The sequence below is a fragment of the Vibrio sp. 1727 genome (assembly GCF_033344415.1).
Lineage (GTDB): Bacteria > Pseudomonadota > Gammaproteobacteria > Enterobacterales > Vibrionaceae > Vibrio > Vibrio alginolyticus.
The window spans coordinates 84,136-106,797 of record NZ_JAWPOT010000021.1 but is presented as its reverse complement, the minus strand read 5'-3'; the positions used below and the strand labels follow the sequence as shown (position 1 = coordinate 106,797).

19 protein-coding genes are annotated in these 22,662 nt (G+C 45.3%); 9 read left to right on the top strand and 10 right to left on the bottom strand.

Translation table 11 applies throughout. The features are described from left to right. Positions 1 to 75: 75 nt before the first annotated feature. The 4 genes from R8O10_RS19030 (at position 76) to R8O10_RS19015 (ending at position 5,236) form a co-directional block, all read left to right on the top strand. Positions 76 to 531 carry a glycine zipper 2TM domain-containing protein gene (locus R8O10_RS19030; protein ID WP_318191653.1) on the top strand — a complete coding sequence of 152 codons (456 nt, stop codon included), beginning with the start codon at positions 76 to 78 and terminating at the stop codon, positions 529 to 531. Positions 532 to 733: 202 nt separating this feature from the next. Next, positions 734 to 2,263: a nitric oxide reductase transcriptional regulator NorR gene (norR, locus tag R8O10_RS19025; protein WP_158156179.1), complete on the top strand. Its 1,530-nt coding sequence runs from the start codon at positions 734 to 736 to the stop codon at positions 2,261 to 2,263. Between the two features lie 174 nt (positions 2,264 to 2,437). Beyond that, entirely contained in the window at positions 2,438 to 4,099 is a 1,662-nt protein-coding gene (hcp, locus tag R8O10_RS19020; RefSeq protein WP_258492756.1) for a hydroxylamine reductase, read from the top strand. 81 nt (positions 4,100 to 4,180) lie between these two features. Then, complete coding sequence (locus R8O10_RS19015) at positions 4,181 to 5,236, top strand: hybrid-cluster NAD(P)-dependent oxidoreductase (protein WP_158156176.1); 1,056 nt, start codon at positions 4,181 to 4,183, stop codon at positions 5,234 to 5,236. 213 nt (positions 5,237 to 5,449) lie between these two features. On the opposite strand, the gene R8O10_RS19010 is transcribed toward R8O10_RS19015, so the two are convergent. The 3 genes from R8O10_RS19010 to R8O10_RS19000 all read right to left on the bottom strand — a co-directional run bounded on the left by R8O10_RS19010 (position 5,450) and on the right by R8O10_RS19000 (position 8,568). Beyond that, positions 5,450 to 6,391, bottom strand: a complete 942-nt coding sequence (locus R8O10_RS19010; protein WP_033905108.1) for a class I SAM-dependent methyltransferase — start codon at positions 6,389 to 6,391, stop codon at positions 5,450 to 5,452. A 31-nt stretch (positions 6,392 to 6,422) separates the two neighbouring features. Then, a complete protein-coding gene (locus R8O10_RS19005; RefSeq protein ID WP_033905107.1) occupies positions 6,423 to 7,115 on the bottom strand; it encodes a TIGR01621 family pseudouridine synthase in 693 nt (230 codons plus the stop codon). Positions 7,116 to 7,197: 82 nt separating this feature from the next. Continuing rightward, positions 7,198 to 8,568: a sodium-dependent transporter gene (locus R8O10_RS19000; RefSeq protein WP_042522154.1), complete on the bottom strand. Its 1,371-nt coding sequence runs from the start codon at positions 8,566 to 8,568 to the stop codon at positions 7,198 to 7,200. A 430-nt stretch (positions 8,569 to 8,998) separates the two neighbouring features. On the opposite strand from R8O10_RS19000, the gene cls reads away from it, so the two are divergent. From cls to R8O10_RS18980, 4 genes are all read left to right on the top strand, one after another. Next, positions 8,999 to 10,453 (top strand): cardiolipin synthase, encoded by a 1,455-nt coding sequence (gene cls, locus R8O10_RS18995; RefSeq protein WP_005378105.1) that lies wholly within the window; start codon positions 8,999 to 9,001, stop codon positions 10,451 to 10,453. Between the two features lie 211 nt (positions 10,454 to 10,664). After that, the gene (locus R8O10_RS18990) at positions 10,665 to 11,870 is read left to right on the top strand and encodes a cystathionine beta-lyase (protein ID WP_017820862.1); all 1,206 of its coding nucleotides are present in this window, start codon (positions 10,665 to 10,667) and stop codon (positions 11,868 to 11,870) included. Between the two features lie 248 nt (positions 11,871 to 12,118). Beyond that, positions 12,119 to 13,024, top strand: a complete 906-nt coding sequence (locus R8O10_RS18985) for an esterase/lipase family protein (protein WP_258488663.1) — start codon at positions 12,119 to 12,121, stop codon at positions 13,022 to 13,024. A gap of 12 nt (positions 13,025 to 13,036) precedes the next feature. After that, positions 13,037 to 13,897 carry a lipase secretion chaperone gene (locus R8O10_RS18980; protein WP_213893744.1) on the top strand — a complete coding sequence of 287 codons (861 nt, stop codon included), beginning with the start codon at positions 13,037 to 13,039 and terminating at the stop codon, positions 13,895 to 13,897. A gap of 24 nt (positions 13,898 to 13,921) precedes the next feature. Here the strand turns inward: R8O10_RS18980 and R8O10_RS18975 are convergent, their stop codons facing one another. From R8O10_RS18975 to pspA, 7 genes are all read right to left on the bottom strand, one after another. Further along, complete coding sequence (locus R8O10_RS18975; RefSeq protein ID WP_005378109.1) at positions 13,922 to 14,488, bottom strand: DNA-3-methyladenine glycosylase I; 567 nt, start codon at positions 14,486 to 14,488, stop codon at positions 13,922 to 13,924. 72 nt (positions 14,489 to 14,560) lie between these two features. Then, entirely contained in the window at positions 14,561 to 17,671 is a 3,111-nt protein-coding gene (vmeI, locus tag R8O10_RS18970) for an efflux RND transporter permease subunit VmeI (protein WP_053307437.1), read from the bottom strand. Further along, complete coding sequence (locus R8O10_RS18965) at positions 17,668 to 18,765, bottom strand: efflux RND transporter periplasmic adaptor subunit (RefSeq protein ID WP_315956955.1); 1,098 nt, start codon at positions 18,763 to 18,765, stop codon at positions 17,668 to 17,670. The genes vmeI and R8O10_RS18965 overlap by 4 nt, the downstream gene beginning before the upstream one ends. A gap of 1 nt (position 18,766) precedes the next feature. Then, positions 18,767 to 19,798 (bottom strand): efflux RND transporter periplasmic adaptor subunit, encoded by a 1,032-nt coding sequence (locus tag R8O10_RS18960; RefSeq protein ID WP_205460896.1) that lies wholly within the window; start codon positions 19,796 to 19,798, stop codon positions 18,767 to 18,769. A 161-nt stretch (positions 19,799 to 19,959) separates the two neighbouring features. Then, entirely contained in the window at positions 19,960 to 20,349 is a 390-nt protein-coding gene (gene pspC / locus R8O10_RS18955) for an envelope stress response membrane protein PspC (RefSeq protein ID WP_025766867.1), read from the bottom strand. Then, the gene (gene pspB / locus R8O10_RS18950) at positions 20,342 to 20,575 is read right to left on the bottom strand and encodes an envelope stress response membrane protein PspB (RefSeq protein ID WP_005378117.1); all 234 of its coding nucleotides are present in this window, start codon (positions 20,573 to 20,575) and stop codon (positions 20,342 to 20,344) included. Before pspB ends, pspC begins: the two co-directional genes overlap by 8 nt. A 14-nt stretch (positions 20,576 to 20,589) precedes the next feature. Further along, positions 20,590 to 21,261 (bottom strand): phage shock protein PspA, encoded by a 672-nt coding sequence (gene pspA, locus R8O10_RS18945; RefSeq protein ID WP_005378119.1) that lies wholly within the window; start codon positions 21,259 to 21,261, stop codon positions 20,590 to 20,592. Positions 21,262 to 21,493: 232 nt separating this feature from the next. On the opposite strand from pspA, the gene pspF reads away from it, so the two are divergent. Then, entirely contained in the window at positions 21,494 to 22,501 is a 1,008-nt protein-coding gene (pspF, locus tag R8O10_RS18940) for a phage shock protein operon transcriptional activator (protein ID WP_017820869.1), read from the top strand. The last annotated feature ends 161 nt before the right edge of the window (positions 22,502 to 22,662 follow it).

The window sequence follows — 22,662 nt, the reverse complement described above, 5'->3', positions numbered from 1 at the left end:
AAACTCGGTATGTTGTTTAAGAACTGATCAACATGGGGCTACCATGTCTTCTCACCGAATTAAGCAACAAAGCCCATGTTGCTCACCATTACTTGTGCGCTCGTGCTTGGCGGCTGTAGCTCACCTAACCCGTACGGAGATGCATACGGCTCATCCGACACTCGCAAAGTTCAGCAGGTTTACTACGGCACAGTAGAAAAAGTAGAACCCGTAACCATTGATGCCTCTACCCAATCCAATGCCATTGGCACCATCGCTGGTGCTGCCGTGGGCGGGATCTTAGGCTCAAAAGTTGGGGGCGGTTCTGGCTCGGATATCGCTGCCATTGGTGGTGGTCTATTGGGTGGCTATGCAGGCAGCAAAGCGGCTGAAGCAACCGCGAAAAGAAATGGCGTGAATCTGACCATTCGTTTAGAGGACGGAAAGATTATCTCTATTGTTCAAGAAGCAAATCCAAACATGATTTTCCAACCAGGCCAAGCGGTCCAAATCAATGTTTCTGGTAATGACGCCAGAGTCGTTCCTCGTTAATTCGGACGAACCAAACCTTTGGCCTGCTTTAATTCAAACACCTAACCCGCGCAAGCTTACATCACTGGCTTGTTAACTTGCGCGTTTCTTTTCGTATCAAACTTGATCGTCGTCAATGGAACATCAATCTCCCACACCTTTCGATGTTCAAATGACATCAAGTTGCTAGCATGAGCCCATTCCAGATAACTTTGGGCTTGTTATGACTCCGACTGTTGACCACGTACTCCTTAATATCGCGCTAAACCTCAGCTCAAATCGCTCTCACGAGCAGCAATATCAAAATCTCATTGATGGGGTCGCGCAAGTATTCCCATGTGATGCGAGCTGCCTGTTTATCTTCGATGAGGATGGGTTTCTAACTCCTGTCGCGGTAAAAGGCTTATCCAGCTCGGTCTTAGGTCGTCGCTATTTCCCCAAAGCGCACCCTCGCTTAGATGCCATTATTCATAGCCGAGAACCGGTGCGTTTCGATGCCGATTGTTCACTGCCGGATCCTTTTGACGGCACACTATTAACCGAAGACCAGTGCATTGATGTTCATGATTGCATGGGCTTTAGCTTGTATGTCCAAGGCCAACTTGTTGGTGCACTAACGATGGATGCCCTAACGGTGGGCGCGTTTGATGACATCGATCCTGTCGCTATCGAAACCTTTGCAGCTTTGACCGCTGCGACATTGCGTAACATTGCGCAATTAAAAGCACTCAAAACACAAAACCAGAAGCAAAAAAGTGTCACTCAAACCCTTATCCAGCAAGCCCGTTCTCAACATGGCGAAATGGTGGGTTTGAGTCCGCAGATCAACCAGTTACGAAACAACATTGCGACCGTTTCTCAATCAGATTACGCGGTACTTATCTTAGGAGAAACCGGAACTGGTAAAGAACTGGTCGCGCACTCGGTACACGCGCAATCTCATCGTAGCGATAAGCCGATGATTTACGTCAACTGTGCGGCCCTGCCTGAAGGTCTGGCTGAGAGTGAACTATTTGGCCATGTCAAAGGCGCATTTACAGGTGCTAATAGCCACCGTGCCGGTAAGTTTGAACTGGCAGACGGTGGAACGATTTTCCTTGATGAAGTGGGCGAACTGCCTATGATTTTGCAAGCAAAATTGCTGCGCGTAATTCAGCAAGGCGAGCTGCAACGTGTGGGTAGCGATCAGCATTTGATGGTCAATGTGCGCATCATCGCCGCGACCAATCGACAACTAGAAAAAGAGGTCGAATCTGGCACGTTTCGAGCAGACCTTTTCCACCGTTTGAACGTGTTCCCAATCCAAGTCCCCCCACTGCGTGCCCGTGACGGGGATATTCCCGTTTTAGCAGGATATTTGTTGGAAAAAGTACGCCAACAATTCAATGCTCCCAATCTGCACGTTCACCCTAAAGTGTTGACTCAATTGGAATTTTTACCTTGGTACGGAAACGTGCGCGAGCTCGAACACACTTTAACTCGCGCGGCTTTACACGCCATTCAACAAGGCGCAAGCACGATCATGCTTAACCATTTCGACACCTCATTGGCTCTCGATGATGTAAAAAACACATCGCATTATCTGCCTAAAGAAAGCCAACCAATGCGAGAGCTAATAGAAAGTTATCAGCGTGATTTAATTGAACATGCTTTGAGCCAAACTGGTGGCGTTTGGGCAAAAGCAGCGGAGTTTTTACAAATGGATCGCGGGAACTTATATCGGATGGGTAAAAAGCTCGGGATCAATAAATAACCAACCACAAGAAGCCGATGTAATTAAGACATCACCCCCGTTGTCTTAATTACATCAATCATTCGCCTAAAAACAATAAAATCCTATATAAATCAACAAAATAAAAATTGGCACACATTCTGCTCTCTAGCGGTCAACATCACGACTATTAAAACAATCACTGGAGAACCCAATATGTTCTGTATTCAATGTGAACAGACAATTCAAACCCCTGCTGTTAAAGGTTGTTCTTTTGCACAAGGTATGTGTGGTAAAACTTCTGAAGTATCTGACCTGCAAGACGTGTTGGTTTACACACTGCAAGGGGTTTCTTTTTGGGCATCAAAAGCACTTGAATTCAACATCATTAACGATGAAATCAACCAATGGGCACCAAAAGCATTTTTCTCTACATTGACGAACGTAAACTTTGACCCTGAACGTGTCCTAGAGCTAACTTCTCAAGCAGCAACGTACAAAGCATTGCTAAAAGAGCAAGTGATATCGGCAGCAACGCTTACTGATACCGAAGTTGCAGACATCCCTGTTGTTGCTCACTTTGAGCTACCAAATAGCGCAGAAGCGATCTTAGCTTTTGCTCCTCAAGTTGCCGTTAACCGTGGTAAAGACCAAGTACATGAAGATGTGATTGGCCTGCGTCTACTTTGCCTATACGGCCTTAAAGGTGCAGCCGCGTACATGGAGCACGCACGTGTTCTTGAGCAAACCAACAACGATATCTATGCCGAATACCATGAAATCATGGCGTGGTTGGGCACAGACCCTGAAGATCTCGGCGAACTACTTGATTGCTCAATGCGCATCGGCCTGATGAACTACAAAGTGATGGAAATGCTCGACCAAGGTGAAACAATGACCTTCGGCCATCCAGAACCAACCTCGGTGAACGTCAAGCCAGTAAAAGGCAAATGTATTCTTGTTTCTGGGCATGATTTGCATGACCTAGAAAAAATCCTGCAACAGACTGAAGGCAAAGGCATTAACGTTTATACCAACGGTGAAATGCTGCCTGCACACGGCTACCCTGAGCTGAAGAAATACTCTCATCTTGTCGGTAACTACGGCAGCGCATGGCAAAACCAGCAGAAAGAATTCGCCAACTTCCCTGGTGCAATCGTAATGACGTCAAACTGCTTGTTGAATCCAAATGTGGGTCAATACGCAGACCGTTTATTCACTCGTAGTATTGTTGGCTGGCCTGGTGTGGCTCACATCGAAGGCGATGATTTTAGCCAAGTGATTGAATGTGCTCTAGCGCAAGACGGTTTCCAACACGATGAAATCGAACACCACATCACGGTTGGTTTTGGTCGCAATGCACTGATGAACGCCGCCCCTGCGGTTATCGACCAAGTGAAGCAAGGCAACATCAAACACTTCTTCCTAGTCGGCGGTTGTGATGGTGATAAAGCGGAACGTAGCTACTACACCGATTTTACGGCTGAAGCACCAGAAGACACGCTAATCCTGACCTTGGCGTGTGGTAAGTTCCGCTTCAACAAGAATACGTTTGGCGATATCAACGGCATTCCTCGCCTATTGGATGTGGGCCAATGTAACGATGCTTACTCTGCAATCCAGCTTGCACTTGCACTGGCGAAAGAGTTTGACTGTGACATCAATGAACTGCCACTCACGCTTGTGCTTTCTTGGTTCGAGCAAAAAGCGATCGTTATCTTGCTAACGCTATTTGCATTGGGCGTGAAAGGCATTTACACAGGCCCTACTGCACCAGCATTCCTAACGCCAAACCTAATCGCCATCATCCAAGAGAAGTTCGATATGCGCAGTATTGGCAATGTTCAGGATGATCTAAAAGCCATCCTAGCAGCTTAATAAACTTGCTTGTTACGCGCCTCCTTACGCGGAGGCGCTATCTATTTCGAACCAAAAATAGCCACAACCAAAGAGATTGTTATGTTTTTTGAATGGCAAGGTAACCAACCCGTCACACTCCGTTGCATCGACAAATACTTCGAAACACACGACACCGTCAGCATCAAATTGGCCGAACTAACCGAATCACTTCTGTTTCAGTTTAAGCCTGGCCAGTTTATTAACTTGGGCGTCGAAATTGATGGAAAAATGGAGTTTCGTGCCTATTCAATCAGCTCGATCAATGAAGACGATCACCTTCAACTCACCATCAAACGAGTATCTGGCGGTAAAGTATCGAACTACATCGTTGACTCGCTGCTGCTCGGTGATACTGTTCAAGCATTACCACCAGCAGGCGAATTTAACTGTATCGACCATCCACCCGTGTTACGTGATGGCGAAACAAAAGCCTTGCTTATCAGTGCAGGTTGCGGCGTCACGCCCGTATTTTCGATGGCAAAGCACTGGCTGAGTAATCAAGATGAAAACGACAACGATGTGGACATCGCATTTCTTCATATTGCACGCAGCCCAGAAGAGACGATTTACTACGATCAGCTAGAAACGTTAGACGCTGTGTATCCCAACTTCAATTTAAAGTTGTTGCTGAAAAACCGCGAAGGAACATCGCATCCACAAGGTCGTTTGAATGCCGACTGGATTAAAGAGCTTGTTCCTGATTTCAAGCAACGCACCGTTTACCTGTGTGGTCCAAGCCAGTTTATGCAAGATGTTCACGGCTATTTGAATGATCTTGGTTTTGACATGACGAACTTCTACCAAGAGAGTTTTACGCCAGCGACTGGCGCAGAATCATCGGTCTCCGATGAGACGGTTAACGTTTCTGTTCCTGATTTTGCTCAAAGCATCGATGCGCAAAAAGGTCAGGTACTGGCCGATGTGCTCGAAGGCGCAGGTTTACCATTAATCGTCGCTTGTCGAAGCGGGATTTGTGGCTCGTGTAAATGCAAGGTTCGTAAAGGCAACGTCTCTTCCACCAGCCTAGAAACATTGACGCCAGAAGAAATTGAACAAGGCTATGTGCTCGCCTGCTCATCAACCATCGAAGCGGATCTTGAAGTGCAGATCGGTTAATGCTGCTGGTGTCGATCTTTTATTGTTTCCCGTCATTCCGGCGAGCCTAGGCGAGATCAGGAACCTAATATCAGCGTGTTAGGAATAACTCATTCTGATAATAGACTCTGAATCACACTCGCGTCTCGCTATTCAGATTGACGGGGTATCGCGGAAATGCCAGCCGTACTCAAACGGCTGGTATTATAGATAGGTACAACTTTCGTTTCGTCGTCATTGCTTCTCGCTAAACAACAACACTTTCAATGCTGCTTCGCTGTCTACGTCCATAAACTCTGGCGGGTTATCCAGACGCTCACGGAATGTCAACTCTGGCGCCTCTTCTTTCATGCTTTCAATCAAGAAGTCGCTTGTCACAGATGGCGAGTTCACACATGCCATCACTTGACCACCGTCTGCCAACAAATCCGGCAACCGACGTAAAATCTTTTTGTAATCTTTAGTCAGCGCAAAGCTGCCTTTCTGGAATGAAGGCGGATCGATGATAATCAAGTCATACTGACCAGATTTCTTAATCTTACCCCATGATTTAAAGATATCATGCCCCATAAAGCTTACCTGGTTGATGTTATGACCATTTAGCTTGTGGTTTTCACGGCCTTTAGACAACGACGCTTTCGCCATGTCGACGTTAATCACTTTATCTGCACCACCCGCAATGGCAGCGACAGAAAAGCCACACGTGTAAGCAAACAAGTTGAGCACGTTTTTATGCTTCGCATTTTCCCGTACCCAATCACGACCGTAGCGCATGTCCAAAAACAGACCGAAGTTTTGGTTGCGGCCAATATCCAATTGGTATTTCAAACCGCTTTCTTCAACGACAGGGCGAGCATCTAATTCACCGACAAGCACTTCTGAAGGCGCACCATCGGCATAACGGTGCTGAATAACCATAGTACGACCTTGCTTGTCTGCCCACAGTGGTGATTGTACCAACGCATTGAGGCCGCTTTTCAGCTCAGCGAGAAACACGTCGTCGACTTCTTTAAACAAGTTGATGATCAACTGACCTTGTAACCAGTCACAGGTGATTTGCTCTAGGCCCTCAAAACGACGACCACGACCATGAAACAGTCGACGAATTTCATTCGGAGCTTGCGCTAGCTCGGTTTCTAGATGCTGAAAAAACAGCGGAAGTTGTGATGCTTGCATCGAGTTCTCTTATTAGTTTTCTTTGTGACGGTTATTTGATCGTAGGCCAGTTCAGTTCCCAGGGGGAAAGCCAAGTATCCAAACCCTGAGAGACGATTTCACTGTGCCATTTGTTACCAAGCACTTTGTATTCTCGTGGATCGCAAACAAAGCGATATTGCTCATCTCGGTATTGGAAGCAAAGTGAAAATGCATGCAGATAACCGCGATCAGCCTCATTGCCTGCATTGTAAATCGGGTCGCCAACAATACCTGAGCCAACCGATTTTAATGCCACGCGGATTTGATGCGTTTTACCAGTGTGCGGCTTACATAAAAATAAACGCTCTCCGGGCTCTGCCGCAAGAGAGAAAAACTGGGTAACGGCTGGGTTATTTTTGCTGTTGACCAGCTTCCATGATGAACGGCGCGAACGCTCCATATCACCAACGACCAAACCTTGTTTCTTTTTCGGCTTTTTAGAGCCAATCGCCAGATAGAACTTTTCCACTTGGCGGTCAGCAAAAGCTTGCGATAACGCACTGCCCGCTTTGGCGTTGCGTCCGAGGAGCAGAATACCCGATGTCATTTTATCCAAGCGATGGATAAGATAGAGATGCTCATCACCACTCTGCTTAGCCACTTCTTGCAGCAGCATTGTGTCGCCATCGTCTTTATGAACAGAGACGTTAGGATGCTTATTGATGATCAGAAAATCGGGATGGGTATGTAGAATATCGAACATAAAAAACTGGCTCCACGTTTGGAGCCAGCAGTATACATAAGTTATCGGACAAAGCTATCGAGGCTTGCCCCCAAGGTCTTTGCTAAAGCTTCTTCGAGAAAATGCCAGCAAGACCAATGATTGCGATACCCAGCAGCATGATTTCACCTTTGCCACTGTCAAAGCCAGACTTAATCCCCATGAAGGCAACAATAGCAATCGCAACAGGAATCAGGTATTTAACTAGGTTGTACCACAATCCAAATAGCGGGAAGGATACTTCGCCGTCATTAGTGATCTCTTTTTCTAGCTCAGCACGGCTTAGGCGCCATCCAGCAAAGATACAAACCAACATACCACCAACCGCTAGGAAGATTTTGTCCGTTAGCAAGTCAAAGATATCAAAGGCACCGGTACCAAACAGCGTTGGTCCCATTCCACCCAACGATAGTGACGCAAAAATACATAATGCCGCCATAACTGCGCTTGCAGACAGAACTGCGTTAGAGCGCTTCATGCCTTTCTCGTCGATTAGGTAAGACACGACAACTTCCAATAGTGATACTGAAGAAGTTAATGCCGCCACCGTCAAACCGATGAAAAATAGCAACGCGAATAGCAACCCAATCACACCGCCCATTTCAGCAAATAGCTGAGGAACGACAACGAATACAAGACCAGGGCCTGCTGCAGGCTCCATGCCAAAGGCAAACATTGCTGGGAACATAGCAACACCAGCAAGAATCGCGACACCTGTATCCATCGCAGTAACCATACCGGTTGTTTGAACTAGGTTCTCTTTCTTCTTCAGGTAAGAACCGTACGTCATCATACAACCCATACCTAAGCTAAGTGAGAAGAACGCCTGCCCTAGTGCAGCAAGAACTACGTTGCTGTCGACTTTAGAAAAGTCCGGCATGAATAAGAACTCAAGGCCAGCCATTGCACCTGGCAGCATCAAGCCTTTAACAGAAACAACGATTAGGATTAAGAACAGAAGCGGCATCAGAACCTTACCGGCTTTCTCAATACCACCCGAAATCCCTTTCATCACGATCATGACATTAAGGAACAGGTAAACACCCATCCACATCAAAGGTTGAATCGGATCTGAGATGAAACCGCCAAAGCTGTCGCCAATTGCTTCTGGCGCGCTGAGTAGACCACCGCCCACTTTAAAGATGTAGGCCAATGCCCAACCACCAACCACTGGGTAGAAGCCCATGATCAAAAGACCACTGAAGACTCCCATAACGCCAGTGAACGTCCAGCGTCGGTCAGTTGTCTTGAATGCACCTACGGCAGAAAGACCTGTCTTACGACCAATAGCGAACTCTGTCAGCATCACGCTAAAGCCGATAAAAATTACAAAGATAAGATAGATAGCAACGAATGCACCACCGCCGCTCTCACCTGCTGTGTAAGGGAATTTCCATATATTGCCTAAACCGACAGCGGAACCCGCTGCTGCCATTACGAAGCCTAGTTTAGACCCCCACGTATCACGTGGTGCTGCTGTATTAGTTGTAGCCACGCTTTTTCTCCAAAATTAGTTTGTTGTGTATGCATAGAGATAGGCGTCTAAAAAGTTTATGTAAAAATTATTGTACACTTATAAAATAAGCGTTCGACGCACTATGTCTAGAAAGTAAAGCAGCTCCCCTTTAAAATTGGAACCCCAAAAAAGTACATTTATCGCACAAGTGTCGAGTTACGCAGGTTAAATGCTGCTTTTTTGTTCAAAAGTTAAAGAATGACCTTATTTTTCACATTAAAATAACAGAATCAGCTGTTATGAAATTCGTTCCTCATATAAGGTCAATCCCACGTCTAAATGGGAAATCTATTCCCCCAACCCACTTTTATGCTTAATATCCTAGAAGGGCATATTACTCTGAGCGTATATGGACAAGTTTTATCACTTTCTTACTTTAGCTGGCATCGGGCTATATTGGTTACTGGTCGCAGGTGTGACCATTCGTGTCGTTTTAAAGCGCCGTGCAGTGAGCGTGTCTTTAGCTTGGCTAATGATCATTTATATCCTTCCCGTTCTGGGTGTCGCATGTTATTTCCTCTTCGGTGAACTGAACTTAGGCAGAAAACGAGCCGAACGTGCGAAAGAGATGTTTACACCATTCGAGAAGTGGTTCAGTCAGCTTAACGACTGTAACGCGCACAACCCAGAAACGATGGGAAGGCACATCTACCGAATTGATGAACTTTGTAACAACCGCCTTGGTCTTCCCGCATTGAGCGGTAATACATTGTCGCTGCAACAGTCACCTAATGAGATTTTGCATTCCATTATTGAAGACATCGAAAACGCGCAGAGCAGTATTCGAATGGTATTCTACATTTGGCATCCGGGTGGTTTGGCTGACTCTGTCGCTTCTGCGCTTATTCAAGCGGCTAAACGCGGCGTAGATGTCAAGCTATTGCTCGATTCAGCAGGTAGTCCACGTTTTTTCAGAAGTCCTTGGTATCGAATGATGCAGGATGCTGGAATTGAAGTTATTCAAGCGTTAGAAGTGAAGATGTGGCGTATTTTCTTACGTCGTCTTGATCTTCGCCAACATCGCAAGATCATCGTAATTGATGATGAAATTGCTTATACCGGTTCAATGAACCTGGTTGACCCGGCTTACTTCAAGCAAAACAGTGGCGTCGGGCATTGGGTGGACATCATGGTTCGCATTACGGGACCAACGGTAAACGTATTGAGTGCCATCCACTGTTGGGATTGGGAAGTCGAAACTGGCGAACGTCATTTACCAAGACTACCTGAATGCAAGATCGATGAGAGTGAATTCCAACACCCTATTCAGGTTGTGCCTTCTGGCCCAGGTATGCCGGAATATCTGATCTATCAAGTATTAACATTGGCAATAAACCAAGCCAATCGCTCGGTACGAATCACAACACCATATTTCGTGCCCAATGCTGATTTACTCGAAACGTTAAAGATGACAGCACAACGAGGCATTGACGTTGAACTCATTATTCCCCATAAAAATGACTCTATGATGGTGCAATGGGCGTCACGCGCTTTTTATAGTGAGCTCTTGAGTGCAGGGGTCAAGATTTATGAGTTTTATGGTGGTTTGCTGCATACAAAATCTGTCGTAATTGACGACCAATTCTGTTTAGTTGGCACCGTAAACATGGATATGCGCAGCTTGTGGCTGAACTTCGAAGTGACCCTCGCCGTTGATGACGAAGAGTTCACCAAGCAAATGTCTTGGCTACAAGATAGCTATATTAAGCAATCTCACACTGTTGTATTGGAAGAATGGGAGAAAAGGAGCCTATTTTCTCGGTTCTTAGAGCGAGTGTTCTATCTCTTCAATCCACTCCTTTAATACCTCAAATACACCGACTAAAAAACCTCCAGCGCTATATGCATCCTGCTGGAGGTTTGTTCTTTTAGCTCCCTATCTACACGATACCTCTCGACATCATTACCTGTTCATCTTGGCTGTTATTGGCTGATAGTTGACTTTTCCCTTGCATAACCTACGTCGTCCATGTTTTAAATATTTCAAACCGCAATATTTAAGACAGGGAACTTTTATGTCAGAGGGAAAAAAAACCAAACTCATTACCGCTGGCCGCGATAAAAAGTGGACAAATGGTGTTGTAAACCCACCCGTTCAACGCGCTTCAACTGTGGTATTCAATACCGTTGCAGAAAAGAACCAAGCCACCATTAATCGTGCAAACAAAACGTTGTTTTATGGTCGCCGAGGCACCAACACGCACTTTGCTTTCCAAGACGCAATGGTTGAGATTGAAGGTGGAGCTGGTTGCGCGCTTTACCCTTGTGGAACGGCAGCAATTTCAAACGCCATCCTCTCTTTCGTTGAAACTGGCGATCACATTCTAATGGTGGACACTTGTTACGAACCAACTCGTGACTTTTGTAACACCATCATGAAAAAGATGGGCATCGAAACAACCTATTATGACCCAATGATCGGTGAAGGTATCCGAGACTTGATTCAGCCGAATACCAAAGTCCTTTTCTTGGAATCTCCTGGTTCAATAACCATGGAAGTCCAAGATGTACCTACATTAGCGCGCATTGCCCACGAGCAAGATATCATTGTGATGCTTGACAACACATGGGGAGCTGGCGTGAACTTCTCTCCTTTCGAGCATGGCGTAGACATTTCCATTCAAGCGGCGACTAAGTATATCGTTGGACATTCAGATGTCATGCTAGGTACTGCTGTGGCTTCTGAAAAGTATTGGGATCAGCTTCGTGAACAAAGCTACCTGATGGGTCAGTGCGTTTCTCCTGACGACGCATACCTAGGTCTTCGAGGTATTCGCACGTTGGATGTTCGCCTAAGACAGCACGCAGAAAGCAGTTTAAAAGTCGCTCAGTGGCTCGCTTCTCGCCCAGAAGTTGATCATGTCCGCCATCCAGCTTTAGAAACAAGCCCTGGCCATGAGTTTTTCAAACGAGACTTCACAGGGGGAAACGGCTTGTTTTCATTTGTTCTCAAAACGTCTTATCCAAAAGCGACGACGGCTCTGCTTGATGGCATGAAACACTTCAGTATGGGTTACTCTTGGGGCGGTTATGAAAGCCTCATTCTAGCTAACGAACCTAAGAGCTTTAACAGTCTGAGAACCGTAGCTCACCCACACTTTGAAGGTACTTTGGTTCGTATTCATATTGGCTTAGAAGACGTAAATGACTTGATCGCTGATTTAGAGGCTGGTTTTGCGCGTTATAATGCCTTAATGCTTGAAAAAGAAGTCTCCCTATAACAATGATTGAATCGCCCTGCATTGCGGGGCGTTTTTATAACTCCCTGACTTAATTAGAATTAACTAACATTCACCAGAACTATTAATTAATGTTAATCATTTGTGTTGTTTTTCAATTGAGCAGTCACAGAATGAAATAATGTGCCACAAATAGGCTTTCCAAATTTAGAGTTTCTCTCCTACTTTTTATCATTCATAAGAGGTCATACCACAAGGAGATAGTTTTGAAACTCAAATTTATAGCGCTAATGCTTTTTACCTTAGTTACCGTCCCAATAACCTCCGTATACGCTGCAACAGGTTATACCCAAACCAAGTATCCGATTGTTCTGGTTCACGGTTTGTTTGGTTTTGATACCCTGGCAGGCGTTGATTACTTTTTCGGAATACCACATTCCTTAACAAAAGATGGCGCTACGGTTTATGTTGCACAGGTATCCGCGACCAATAGCAGCGAAGTTCGAGGGGAGCAACTGCTTGCTCAAGTCAAAACCTTACTTGCAGCAACAGGCGCAGAGAAAGTCAATCTCATTGGTCACAGTCATGGTGGTCCAACAACGCGCTATGTTGCCTCTGTCCGTCCTGACCTAGTCGCATCAGTTACGAGTATAGGAGGCGTTAATAAAGGGTCTAAAGTGGCAGATCTAGTTCGTGGCACCGTATCCGAGGGTTCGGGTAGTGAGCAGCTCGCGGTAAAACTGGCGCAAGGCTTAACTACTCTTATTAATCTTCTATCAGGTGGTTCTGATCTCGACCAAGACCCTTTAGCCTCACTAGCAGCATTAACCACGGAAGGATCATTAGCGTTTAACCAACACTACCCGGAGGGAGTCCCTACCAGTGAGTGTGGTAATGGTGACTTGCTGGCTTCAAATGGCGTTTATTACTACTCATGGACCGGATCATCCACTTTTACAAACGTTTTCGATCCGACCGACGCTGCCATGATGGTACTTGGCTTAGCCTTTGATGGGCCAAATGATGGCTTAGTTGGTGCGTGCAGCACACATTTGGGCAAAGTCATACGTGATGATTATCAAATGAACCATTTGGATGAAATTAACGGCCTACTCGGTATTCATCATCTTTTTGAAACCGATCCAGTCACGCTTTATCGCCAACATGCAAATCGTCTCAAACTTCAAGGTTTATAAGAGGTCATCACAATGAAGAAAGTCGCTCTCACCACTTTTATCCTGCTCTCGATATTTGGCGTGGGAGCGCTTTCTCTGTTGCAAAGCGACAAACAACAAGAGATAACCTCTAACCATTCGCAATCTCAGCAAGATATAGCCGCCGATGTCTCTTCTCCAAAAGATTTCTTCGAATATTCTCTTAGCCGGCTGGGCGAAGAAGATCTCGATACGATCAAAGCGGAAGTCAATGATGACACTTTAGCAAAGCAAACTCTGAATATTGATGCCACACTTTTTCAAGCCTACCTTTCCTACAAGCAAGCACTCACTGCATTAGAGCCTTTTGAGCACAACCACCTAACGCTTGAACAGTTAACCATGCTGAATGAAGCAATACTGAACTTACAGCTTCAATACTTTAACGAGGTGCAGATAACCCAATTGTTTGACGAAGAAAACCGACTTCGCCAACTTGCTTTAGAAAAGCTGACGATTAAAACACAGGCATCGGATATCGAGAGTCAAGCACACCTTCTCAATCAAGCGCTATCAGAACAACCGGATTACATACGAGAAAGTGAACGCAATAACGCATTAGCAGAGCAGCTCGAGCAAGCTTCTCAGCTTGATTCACAAGACAAGTACATCGCCCGTGTTGCTCTGGTAGGAGATGCCGGAGCGCAGAGGCTGCAAAAGCTTGATGAGCAAAGAGCATCATTTGAGACTCAACTCGCCACTTACTTAAAGCAGCGTCAAAATATTCTGAATAGGGATTTTCTAGGGCAAGACGAAAAACAGGCAGAAATCATTGCTTTAAGAAAACAAAGCTTCGATGCCACTCAATGGCGTCGAATCGAAGCTTTGGAACGTATTCATGATAGCCAGAACTAACAACATTAGCTTAATCGCCAAACGTTACTTATTCTGCTTTTTAGGACATCCCACGATATGGTCATCCACCATGCCGACGGCTTGCATGAAAGCATAACAGATGGTTTCACCGACAAACTTGAAGCCTTTCTTTTTTAGAAATTTACTCATGGCTTTGGATTGCTCTGTCGAAGCTGGTACGTCACTCATATGTTGCCATTGATTGACGATTGGTTCACCGTCCACGAACTGCCACAACGCGTCTGATAAACTCCCGTATTCAGCAATTAACGCTTTGGCCGCTTTGGCATTACTGAATACCGAGTTAATCTTTCCGCGATGTCTCACAACATCGAAGTTTTCCACGATGTATTCAGCGCGTTCTTCATTTCTTTGTTCCAACGCATCTAGATCGTAATTCTCGAACGCTTCTCTGTAACCTTCGCGCTTTTTAAGGATGGTGATCCAACTAAGACCAGCTTGCGCACCTTCCAAAGTAATAAATTCAAACAGGACTTGGTCGTCATATACTGGCACGCCCCATTCGGAATCATGATATTCGCGCTCTAATGGGTGATTCATCGCCCACGCACACGTTTTTTGTTCTGTCATTATTCTGCCTTAAAAAGCGCCTCTAACTGATGAGCTAGAGGCGCAATACTTTTCATCTTTATATCAGTAGCACTAAGCCTGTTTCGGTACTGCCACTTTATGGAACAAACGATACAACACTGGCACGACAATCAGTGTCAGGACTGTCGCAAAACCCAAACCAAACATAATCGTAACCGCCATTGGTTTGAAGAAGATATCTGGCAACAGTGGGATCATACCAAGGATCGTCGTGATAGCAGCCATACAAACGGGACGGACGCGACTTACCGCAGCATCAACGACCGCGTCATAAGCCTCTTTACCGGACTTCATTTCAATTTCAATTTGGTCCAGTAATACGATGCCATTTTTGAGCACCATTCCCGATAAGCTTAAGAAGCCGAGCAATGCCATAAAACCAAACGGCGTGTTGAGTGCCAACAAACCGGTGGTGACACCAATTAACGCCAGTGGCACGGTAAGCCAAACAATGAGTGGCTCTTTGATAGAGTTAAATAGGAATACAGTGATCAAGAACATGAACAAGTACCCCATTGGCATAGTAGTAAACAGTGACTCTTGAGCATCACCAGAAGATTCGTATTCACCACCCCACTCTAGTGAATAGCCAGGAGGCATTTGAATCGCTTCGATTTGGGGCTGTAAACGTTTTTGCAACGTCGATGCGGTTTCTTCACCTAGAATATCAGGGTCTGCCATCACAGTGAGCATACGCTTACGGTTCTTACGTACGATGATAGGATCCTCCCAACGCATGTCGTAACCCATTGTGACTTGTTGAAGTGGGATAAACTCACTCTGTGCTGGACTCCATATTTTCATGCCTTCGATGTTACGAATATCAATGCGCTCATCTTCTGGTAAACGAGCCACGATAGGCATGAGCGTCGTGCCGTCTCGGTATAAGCCTATCGTCATTCCAGAGAATGACATGGACAAGAAATCATCGACGTCCGATTTGGTAATGCCATAGCGACGTGCCTGACTCTCGTTAAACTGAGGTTCAAGAACTTGGGTTCGTTCACGCCAATCATGCCTGATATTTGTTGCCTGAGGATCGGCGTACATGATGTCCTTGACCTGAGCGGCTATCGTACGAAGGACGGTTGGATCAGAGCCAATAATGCGCGCTTCAATTTTTGCACCACCACCAGGGCCTAACTCAATCTGTTTGAGCTTGTAATTGATTTCTGGATAGTTGGCTTTTAAATACTCTCGAAACTTCGCCATTAATGGTTTCAACGCTTCGTAATTTTCCATACGAGTGGTTATCTCACCATAAGCCGCATAACTTTTCTCTGGCGCGTACGTTAACATGAAGCGCTGTAAGCCTTTACCCGCGGTCGTCGTGATATGGTCAACATGCTCTTGCTTAGCTAACCAACTTTCTAACTCTTTAAGCGTTGTGTTGGTTGCTCGAATATCAGTTCCTTCTGGCATCCATACATCTAACTGAAAAATCGGCGTTGTCGAAGATGGGAAAAACGCTTGCTTCACAAAGGTGAACCCGTAAACACTTGCCGCTAATCCCACAATCAGCACCACAACGGTAAACCAAGCACGACGCATACAAAACTGAAGAAACTTTTTATAAATAACGAAAATAACCCCGTTATATGGATCATTTTCTTCCCCTTCACCTTGTTTAATCTTCTGGCCTTTAAAGAAGATGTCAGCAAAGAATGGTGTCAACGAGATAGCGGTAAACCAGCTCAACATTAAAGAGATCAGCAGAACCGTAAATAAAGTGCCACAGTATTCGCCCGTCGAGTCTTCAGACAGTCCAATTGGCGCAAATGCAGTTACCGCAATCACAGTTGCCCCAAGTAATGGCCACTTTGTTTGGGTAACAATGTCGGTCGCTGCTTGGAGTCGAGTTCGCCCTTTTTGAGTACCAATCAAAATCCCCTCAACCACAACGATTGCATTGTCCACCAGCATACCTAACGCGATAACCAAGGCACCTAATGAAATCCGCTGCAAATCTATCGCGAGATACTTCATGAAAATGAACGTACCCAATACCGTCAGCAGCAAGATTAAACCGATAAGTAGCCCCGAACGTAGCCCCATAAAGAACAGAAGTACGATAATAACGATACCGACTGCTTGAGCTAAGCTCACAACAAAACCGCTAACCGATTTATCCACCTCTTTAGGCTGACTGTAAATTTCCGAGATTTCGATACCGACAGGTTGTTGGTACTTTAGCTCGGCAAGGCGATGATCAAACGCTTTTCCGACTTCAACCACATTGACGCCTTCAGCAAAAGAAACGCCGACGTTTAGTGCAAGACTTCCGTTAAAATTAATAATATTACTCGGTACTTCTACATACCCGCGTTTTATTTCCGCCACATCTTTCAAGAAAATGAGCCCCTGAGCGCCCGACTCAGTAATCAACAAATCACCCAGCTCCTCCACACTCTGGAACTCGCCAGTCGGCTGAATTCTGATGTACTCGTCACCAATTCTGATCGCTCCTGCGTCAGAAACCACGTTTTGCGTCGAAAGAAGATTAAACACGGTATCCGGAGCAAGACCTATACTGCTCAGCTTTTTCATCGATACTTCGATGAAAACTTGTTCTTGCTGTTGCCCGGATACCGAAACTTTACTCACGCCATCAACCAGTTCGAGCTCTCGGCGTAAGTAATCGACGTAATCCAGTAGCTCTTTATAGCTATAACCGTCGCCAGTCACCGCTAACAAAATCCCGTAAACATCACCAAAATCATCGATCACTTGAGGTTCATTCACACCTGGAGGCAACGTCCCTTTAAGGTCGTTCACTTTACGGCGCAACTCATCCCAAATTTGTGGTAGATCATCAGGGCCATAATTGTTCTTCATCGTGACCGTGATTTGAGATAATCCCCGGCTAGAAATCGAATTTACTTCATCAACATAAGTAAGCTGCTGAATCGCTTTTTCGATTGGGTACGTCACTTCTTCTTCGACTTGTTGCGGTGTCGCACCAGGGTAAGAGGTCACTACCATCGCATCTTTAATAGTAAAAGCAGGGTCCTCAAGACGCCCTAAACCAAAGAATGCGGCGATACCACCAATCAAAAATATCAGTGCGACCATCCAACTGATGACGCGATTTCGGATGAAGTACGCAGCAATACCGGTCACATCATCATCACTTTGAGGCACTGATTTATTAAGATCGCTCATAGACCGACCTCCTGCGTAGCCATTTCCTGTATCACTTCCACTTTCATGCCATCCCTTAATCGAGAAACACCGGCAATCACGACTTTGTCTTTGAGCATGAGACCATCAAGGATTTGAATGGACGTTTTAGATGCCTTACCTGCTCGCACCTGTTTGCGCGATACCGTATTGTCGTCATTCAGTACCCAAACAAATTTGTTTTCGCGCCCCAGCTCGTCACCATCCGCATTAAAAATGGCTTCGATAGGGACATTAATTCCTAGGTTGAGATCAAGCCCAACATTCTCGTCTTTAGACGTTACTTCAACAGCCATCCCATCTAGGATGTACTCTTCTTCCGGCATAGGAAGCGACAGTGTGACAGTAAACGTACCTGTTGTTGGATCGGGCTCCGTCGTAAACTCTTTTACCGTCGCGTTGTATTCGTTACCGCTGGGCACGCGCACCAATGCTTTGATCGCGGTGAGCCTCTCTTCCGTTGGCGGTTGGTTCACATAGAGGCGGTCTGGAAGCTGAATCAACACTTCGACTCGCTCCAAGCTGTGAATATTAACGATATGCTGTCCGACTTGAACATTTTCGAATTGGTCGATATTAACTCGCGAAATAATCCCATCCACGGGCGCTTTTAAGGCAGTAAATGATAGACGAAGTTTGGCTAACTGAAGCTCTGCTAAGGCGATTTGTCGTTGTGCTGCAATTTCATCAAACTGAGACTTAGCTAATAGGCCTTTATCAACCAAAGGGCGTGAGCGGCGATACTGACTGTCGACAACAGAAAAACGCGCACTCGCATTATCTACATCCAACTCATAGTCAGTGGGATCTAGCGTTGCAATAACATCACCCTTCGTGACTTTGTCGCCCTCTTTTACCATGATGCGGCTGACTTCTCCTGTTACTCTGAAGCTCAAATGAGAGCGATCCGCTGCATTCGCAACCGCAGGGAAGTACAAGTTGTCATCCACCTTGTTTCCCGCTAATGACGTAACTCTAACTCGTGGCGTTTCGAGCTCTTTTTCTGGCGCCTTATCCCCACAGCCAACGAGAAAAAGCGTTGAAAGTAAAGTCGCTAGAGAGATGATTCCTTTCATATTACAACCCTCTTTCCTTAATCCACGCTCTTACCTTAATTCCGGGTTCAATTACACTGACACCCGAGATAATGATTTGGTCGCCATCGTTAAGCCCAGCTAACACTTGATTTTTGTCATTCATCTCAATTGCGGCTTTAGACACAATGCCTTGCTCATCGACACGCCAAACGTACGTTTTGCCGTTCTCTTCTAGCAACGCGGAGTTAGGAATCTTTGTCGCTCCTGCACTTTTGGACAGGAGGTAAGCATTGCCAGACATTCCCGGCAAAAGGCCTATTTCTGCTGGTCGCTCCATGACCATCGTGACTTTGTAACTGCCCGTTTTAGGATCGGCTTCTGTATCGATTTCCTGAAAGGTTAAGTCAAAGGCTCGCTCGGGGAACGCATCAAATATCATTCTGGCAGAGACATCGCTCCCCTGCGTGTAACGATTTAGAAGATAGTCTGGGATTTGGAATATCACTTTGAGGAGTTGGTTGGACTGAATATTCATCACCCCTTCTTTCGCGGCAACATATTCATGGTTTTCTGCTGGAATGTACGAAATAGTGCCATCATATGGCGCGACAAGTTTGGTATATCTTAAGTTTGCCTTTGCTTGATTCCATTGAGCTTTTGCTGAGTTGTGATTCGCTTTTGCCTCATCAAAATCTTGCTCAGATACTACTTGGTCTTTACGTAGCTTTTGGTATCGCTTGTATTGCACATCTGCGAGCAAAAAATTTGCCCGAGCTTGCTGTTCGAGCAGAGAATATTCATCTGGTTTTAATGACGCCAAAACATCACCTTTACTAACGACTTGACCTTCATTCACTTCTATCGTTTGAAGAAGCCCAGGAACTCGAAATGTCAGTACTGCTCTATCGCCAGCTTCCGTCGTGGCAGGAAAATGTCGCTCAAACTGGGCATTGCCAACAGATACTGTAAATAGCTTCGCAGGGCGCGATTCAGGTTCAGGAACAGGAGGAAGTTCTTTACCGCACCCCGACAAGACAGCCGAGATGGCAATAGGAATGAGCAATTTTCTCATTACATTCATCCATAAAAATTGGGGGATTATTTTTAAAGTAGATGAATTTTGAACGAACTTCCAGAGCAGAAAAGATTAATAGTGCTTTAAAATTAGTAATTTGTGATAAAAAAGCAGGCTTTATGCCTGCTTCAGTTAAATCTTCTTTGGATACAAAATGCCTAAAGCTTACTGAATTCTCTGTTCACCCTATATGTATCAGACGTAACATAAGCTTCCATGTTACGAATTTTGCCATCAAGACGGTCAAAATCCCTTTCCAACACACTGAGCAGTTGATCAGGGCTTTGCCCTTTTTGCCAAGGCTTACTTTTGAGCGTATGCTCTTGCTGCGCTCTGATATTTTCAGAATACGTTACTGGTTGCTTTTCTAACATAAACGCCATCGCGATGTACGCTAACAATACCAAAAACGTACCACCTAACAGCGCTGCAGAAATCACTACAATACGAATCAACCAAACTTCTGCACCAAAGTAGTTGGCAATTCCGGCGCAAACACCGGAGATTTTGCCATTTACTGGATCACGATACAGTTCTCGATTATTCATACTTGCGTCTCCATGTTGGTGACTCAGCATCCAAGATGCGCTCCAATGTATCAACTCGGGACTGCATCGCTTCCGCTTTTTCAGATAGTACCTGAAGGCGCTCTAAATCTTGGCTCGACAGTGCACTATCTGTTTTGCGTTTGCTGCGATAGTGTAAGAAGAGCCATAGTGGAGCGACAAAGATTAAAAAGACAATCACTGGTCCTGCTATAAAAAATGCCGACATAAATGGCTCCTTTCTTATTTATCTTTCGATGACATCTGTTCTTTCAGCTTTGCCAACTCTTTTTCAATTTCGTCTTGTGCCTGCAACTCTGCAAACTCTTGTTCTAGCGATTTAGCATTACCAGTTTGAGCATACAGGTCTGCTTCCGCTTCCATTTCATCCACTTTACGTGAGTACTGCTCAAATTTCGCCATCGCTTCATTAGTACGGCTAGTGTGCAGGTGTTTTTGCACATCACGACGGTTAGATGCAGTTTGGTTACGAATTGCTAGTGCTTGCTGTTTTGCGCGCGTTTCAGCAATTTTGCTTTCCAACTTACCAATCTCGCCAGTAAGCTTATCGATCGTTTCTTCCACTAAGGTTTGCTCAGTGTGGAGGCCTTTAATTACTTGCTCTAGCTTTTGCTTTTCAATTAATGCTGCACGAGCTAGATCTTCGCGCTCTTTAACTAATGCTAAGCTCGCTTTTTGGCCCCATTCGCCAATTTGCTCTTCTAACGTTTCAACCTTACGAGCCAACTCTTTCTTGTCTGCAATCGCTTTAGCTGAGTTAGTACGCACTTCAACAAGTGTGTCTTCCATTTCTTGAATGATAAGACGGATCATTTTTTCAGGATCTTCCGCCTTGTCCAGTAATGCACTGATGTTTGAGTTAACGATATCTGCAAATCGAGAAAAAATACCCATAACGGAACTCCTCTTTTTTCCTATTAAAACTCGACAAGGTGGTGATTAACCTTGTGTCTCCCTGAATATATAACAAGTAACGTGCCAACTTATAATTTTCTTTTAAATCAGAGTGTTATTCATTTTGTTGTCGTTACACACTATTGTGCTATGATGTTTTTCACCAACTGTTGGTGAAATTTACCAACTCTATCCCTGAATCATGGCTCGGCTGTTAAATAAGAAGGACTTTATGAAGCAAAACCTGATTGGTGAATCACCTGCTTTTCTCGCTGTACTAGATAAAGTATCACAACTTGCACCCATTGAGCGCCCTGTCCTCATCATTGGTGAACGAGGTACGGGTAAAGAACTCATCGCTCAACGTTTGCATTATTTATCAAGACGTTGGGATAAACCACTACTATCACTCAACTGTGCGACATTAAGCGAAGGGCTAATAGATTCCGAATTGTTTGGACATGAATCCGGCTCCTTCACGGGCTCTAAAGGTAAGCATAAAGGGCGTTTCGAGCGCGCCGAGGGCGGTACTTTGTTTCTTGACGAACTGGCAACCGCACCACTTTTAGTTCAAGAAAAGCTATTACGTGTCATTGAATATGGTGAATATGAACGAGTTGGCGGTCATACCGCTCTCAATGCTGATGTTCGACTTGTTTGTGCAACCAATGCCGACCTACCAAAGTTGGCAGAGCAAGGTGATTTTCGTGCAGATCTGCTCGACAGGCTAGCCTTCGATGTCATTATGTTACCCCCTCTTCGCGAGCGCAAAGAAGACATTCTCTCTTTAGCAGAGCACTACGCGATGAAAATGTGTCGTGAACTGCAACTGGAATACTTTGTCGGTTTTACCCCAAAAGCGCAGCAGTCGCTTATTGAATATGAATGGCCCGGTAACGTCCGCGAACTAAAAAACGTGATTGAACGTGCGATTTACCAACATGGTCTGAATGCTCACCCAATTGATGAACTGGTTTTCAATCCTTTTGAAACGGTTTGGCACAGCGCGCTTGGCCATAGTGCAAAACAAGCAGAACAACAAGAAGAGGAAGCATCAAGCAACACCATCCAATTCCCTCTAGACTATAAACAATGGCAAGAGGAACAAGATATCCATTTACTCAATCGTGCATTGGAAGAAGCCAAGTTTAATCAACGACAAGCAGCCGAGCTACTTGGCTTGAGCTATCACCAATTACGAGGGATGGTTAGAAAATATGGTTTGGTCGGACAAAGCTAACTTGACCGAGAGTACTCAATCAATACACGAGCTCGTGACTGCGCTCTAATTCGCATGCATTTATGGCATAACACCTTACAGTGTATGGATTTTATGTTTGGAGCGAGTTCACAAAGGTGATAAATTAGCGAGATCATTTTCGCTTGTTAGCTTTGAAAGAG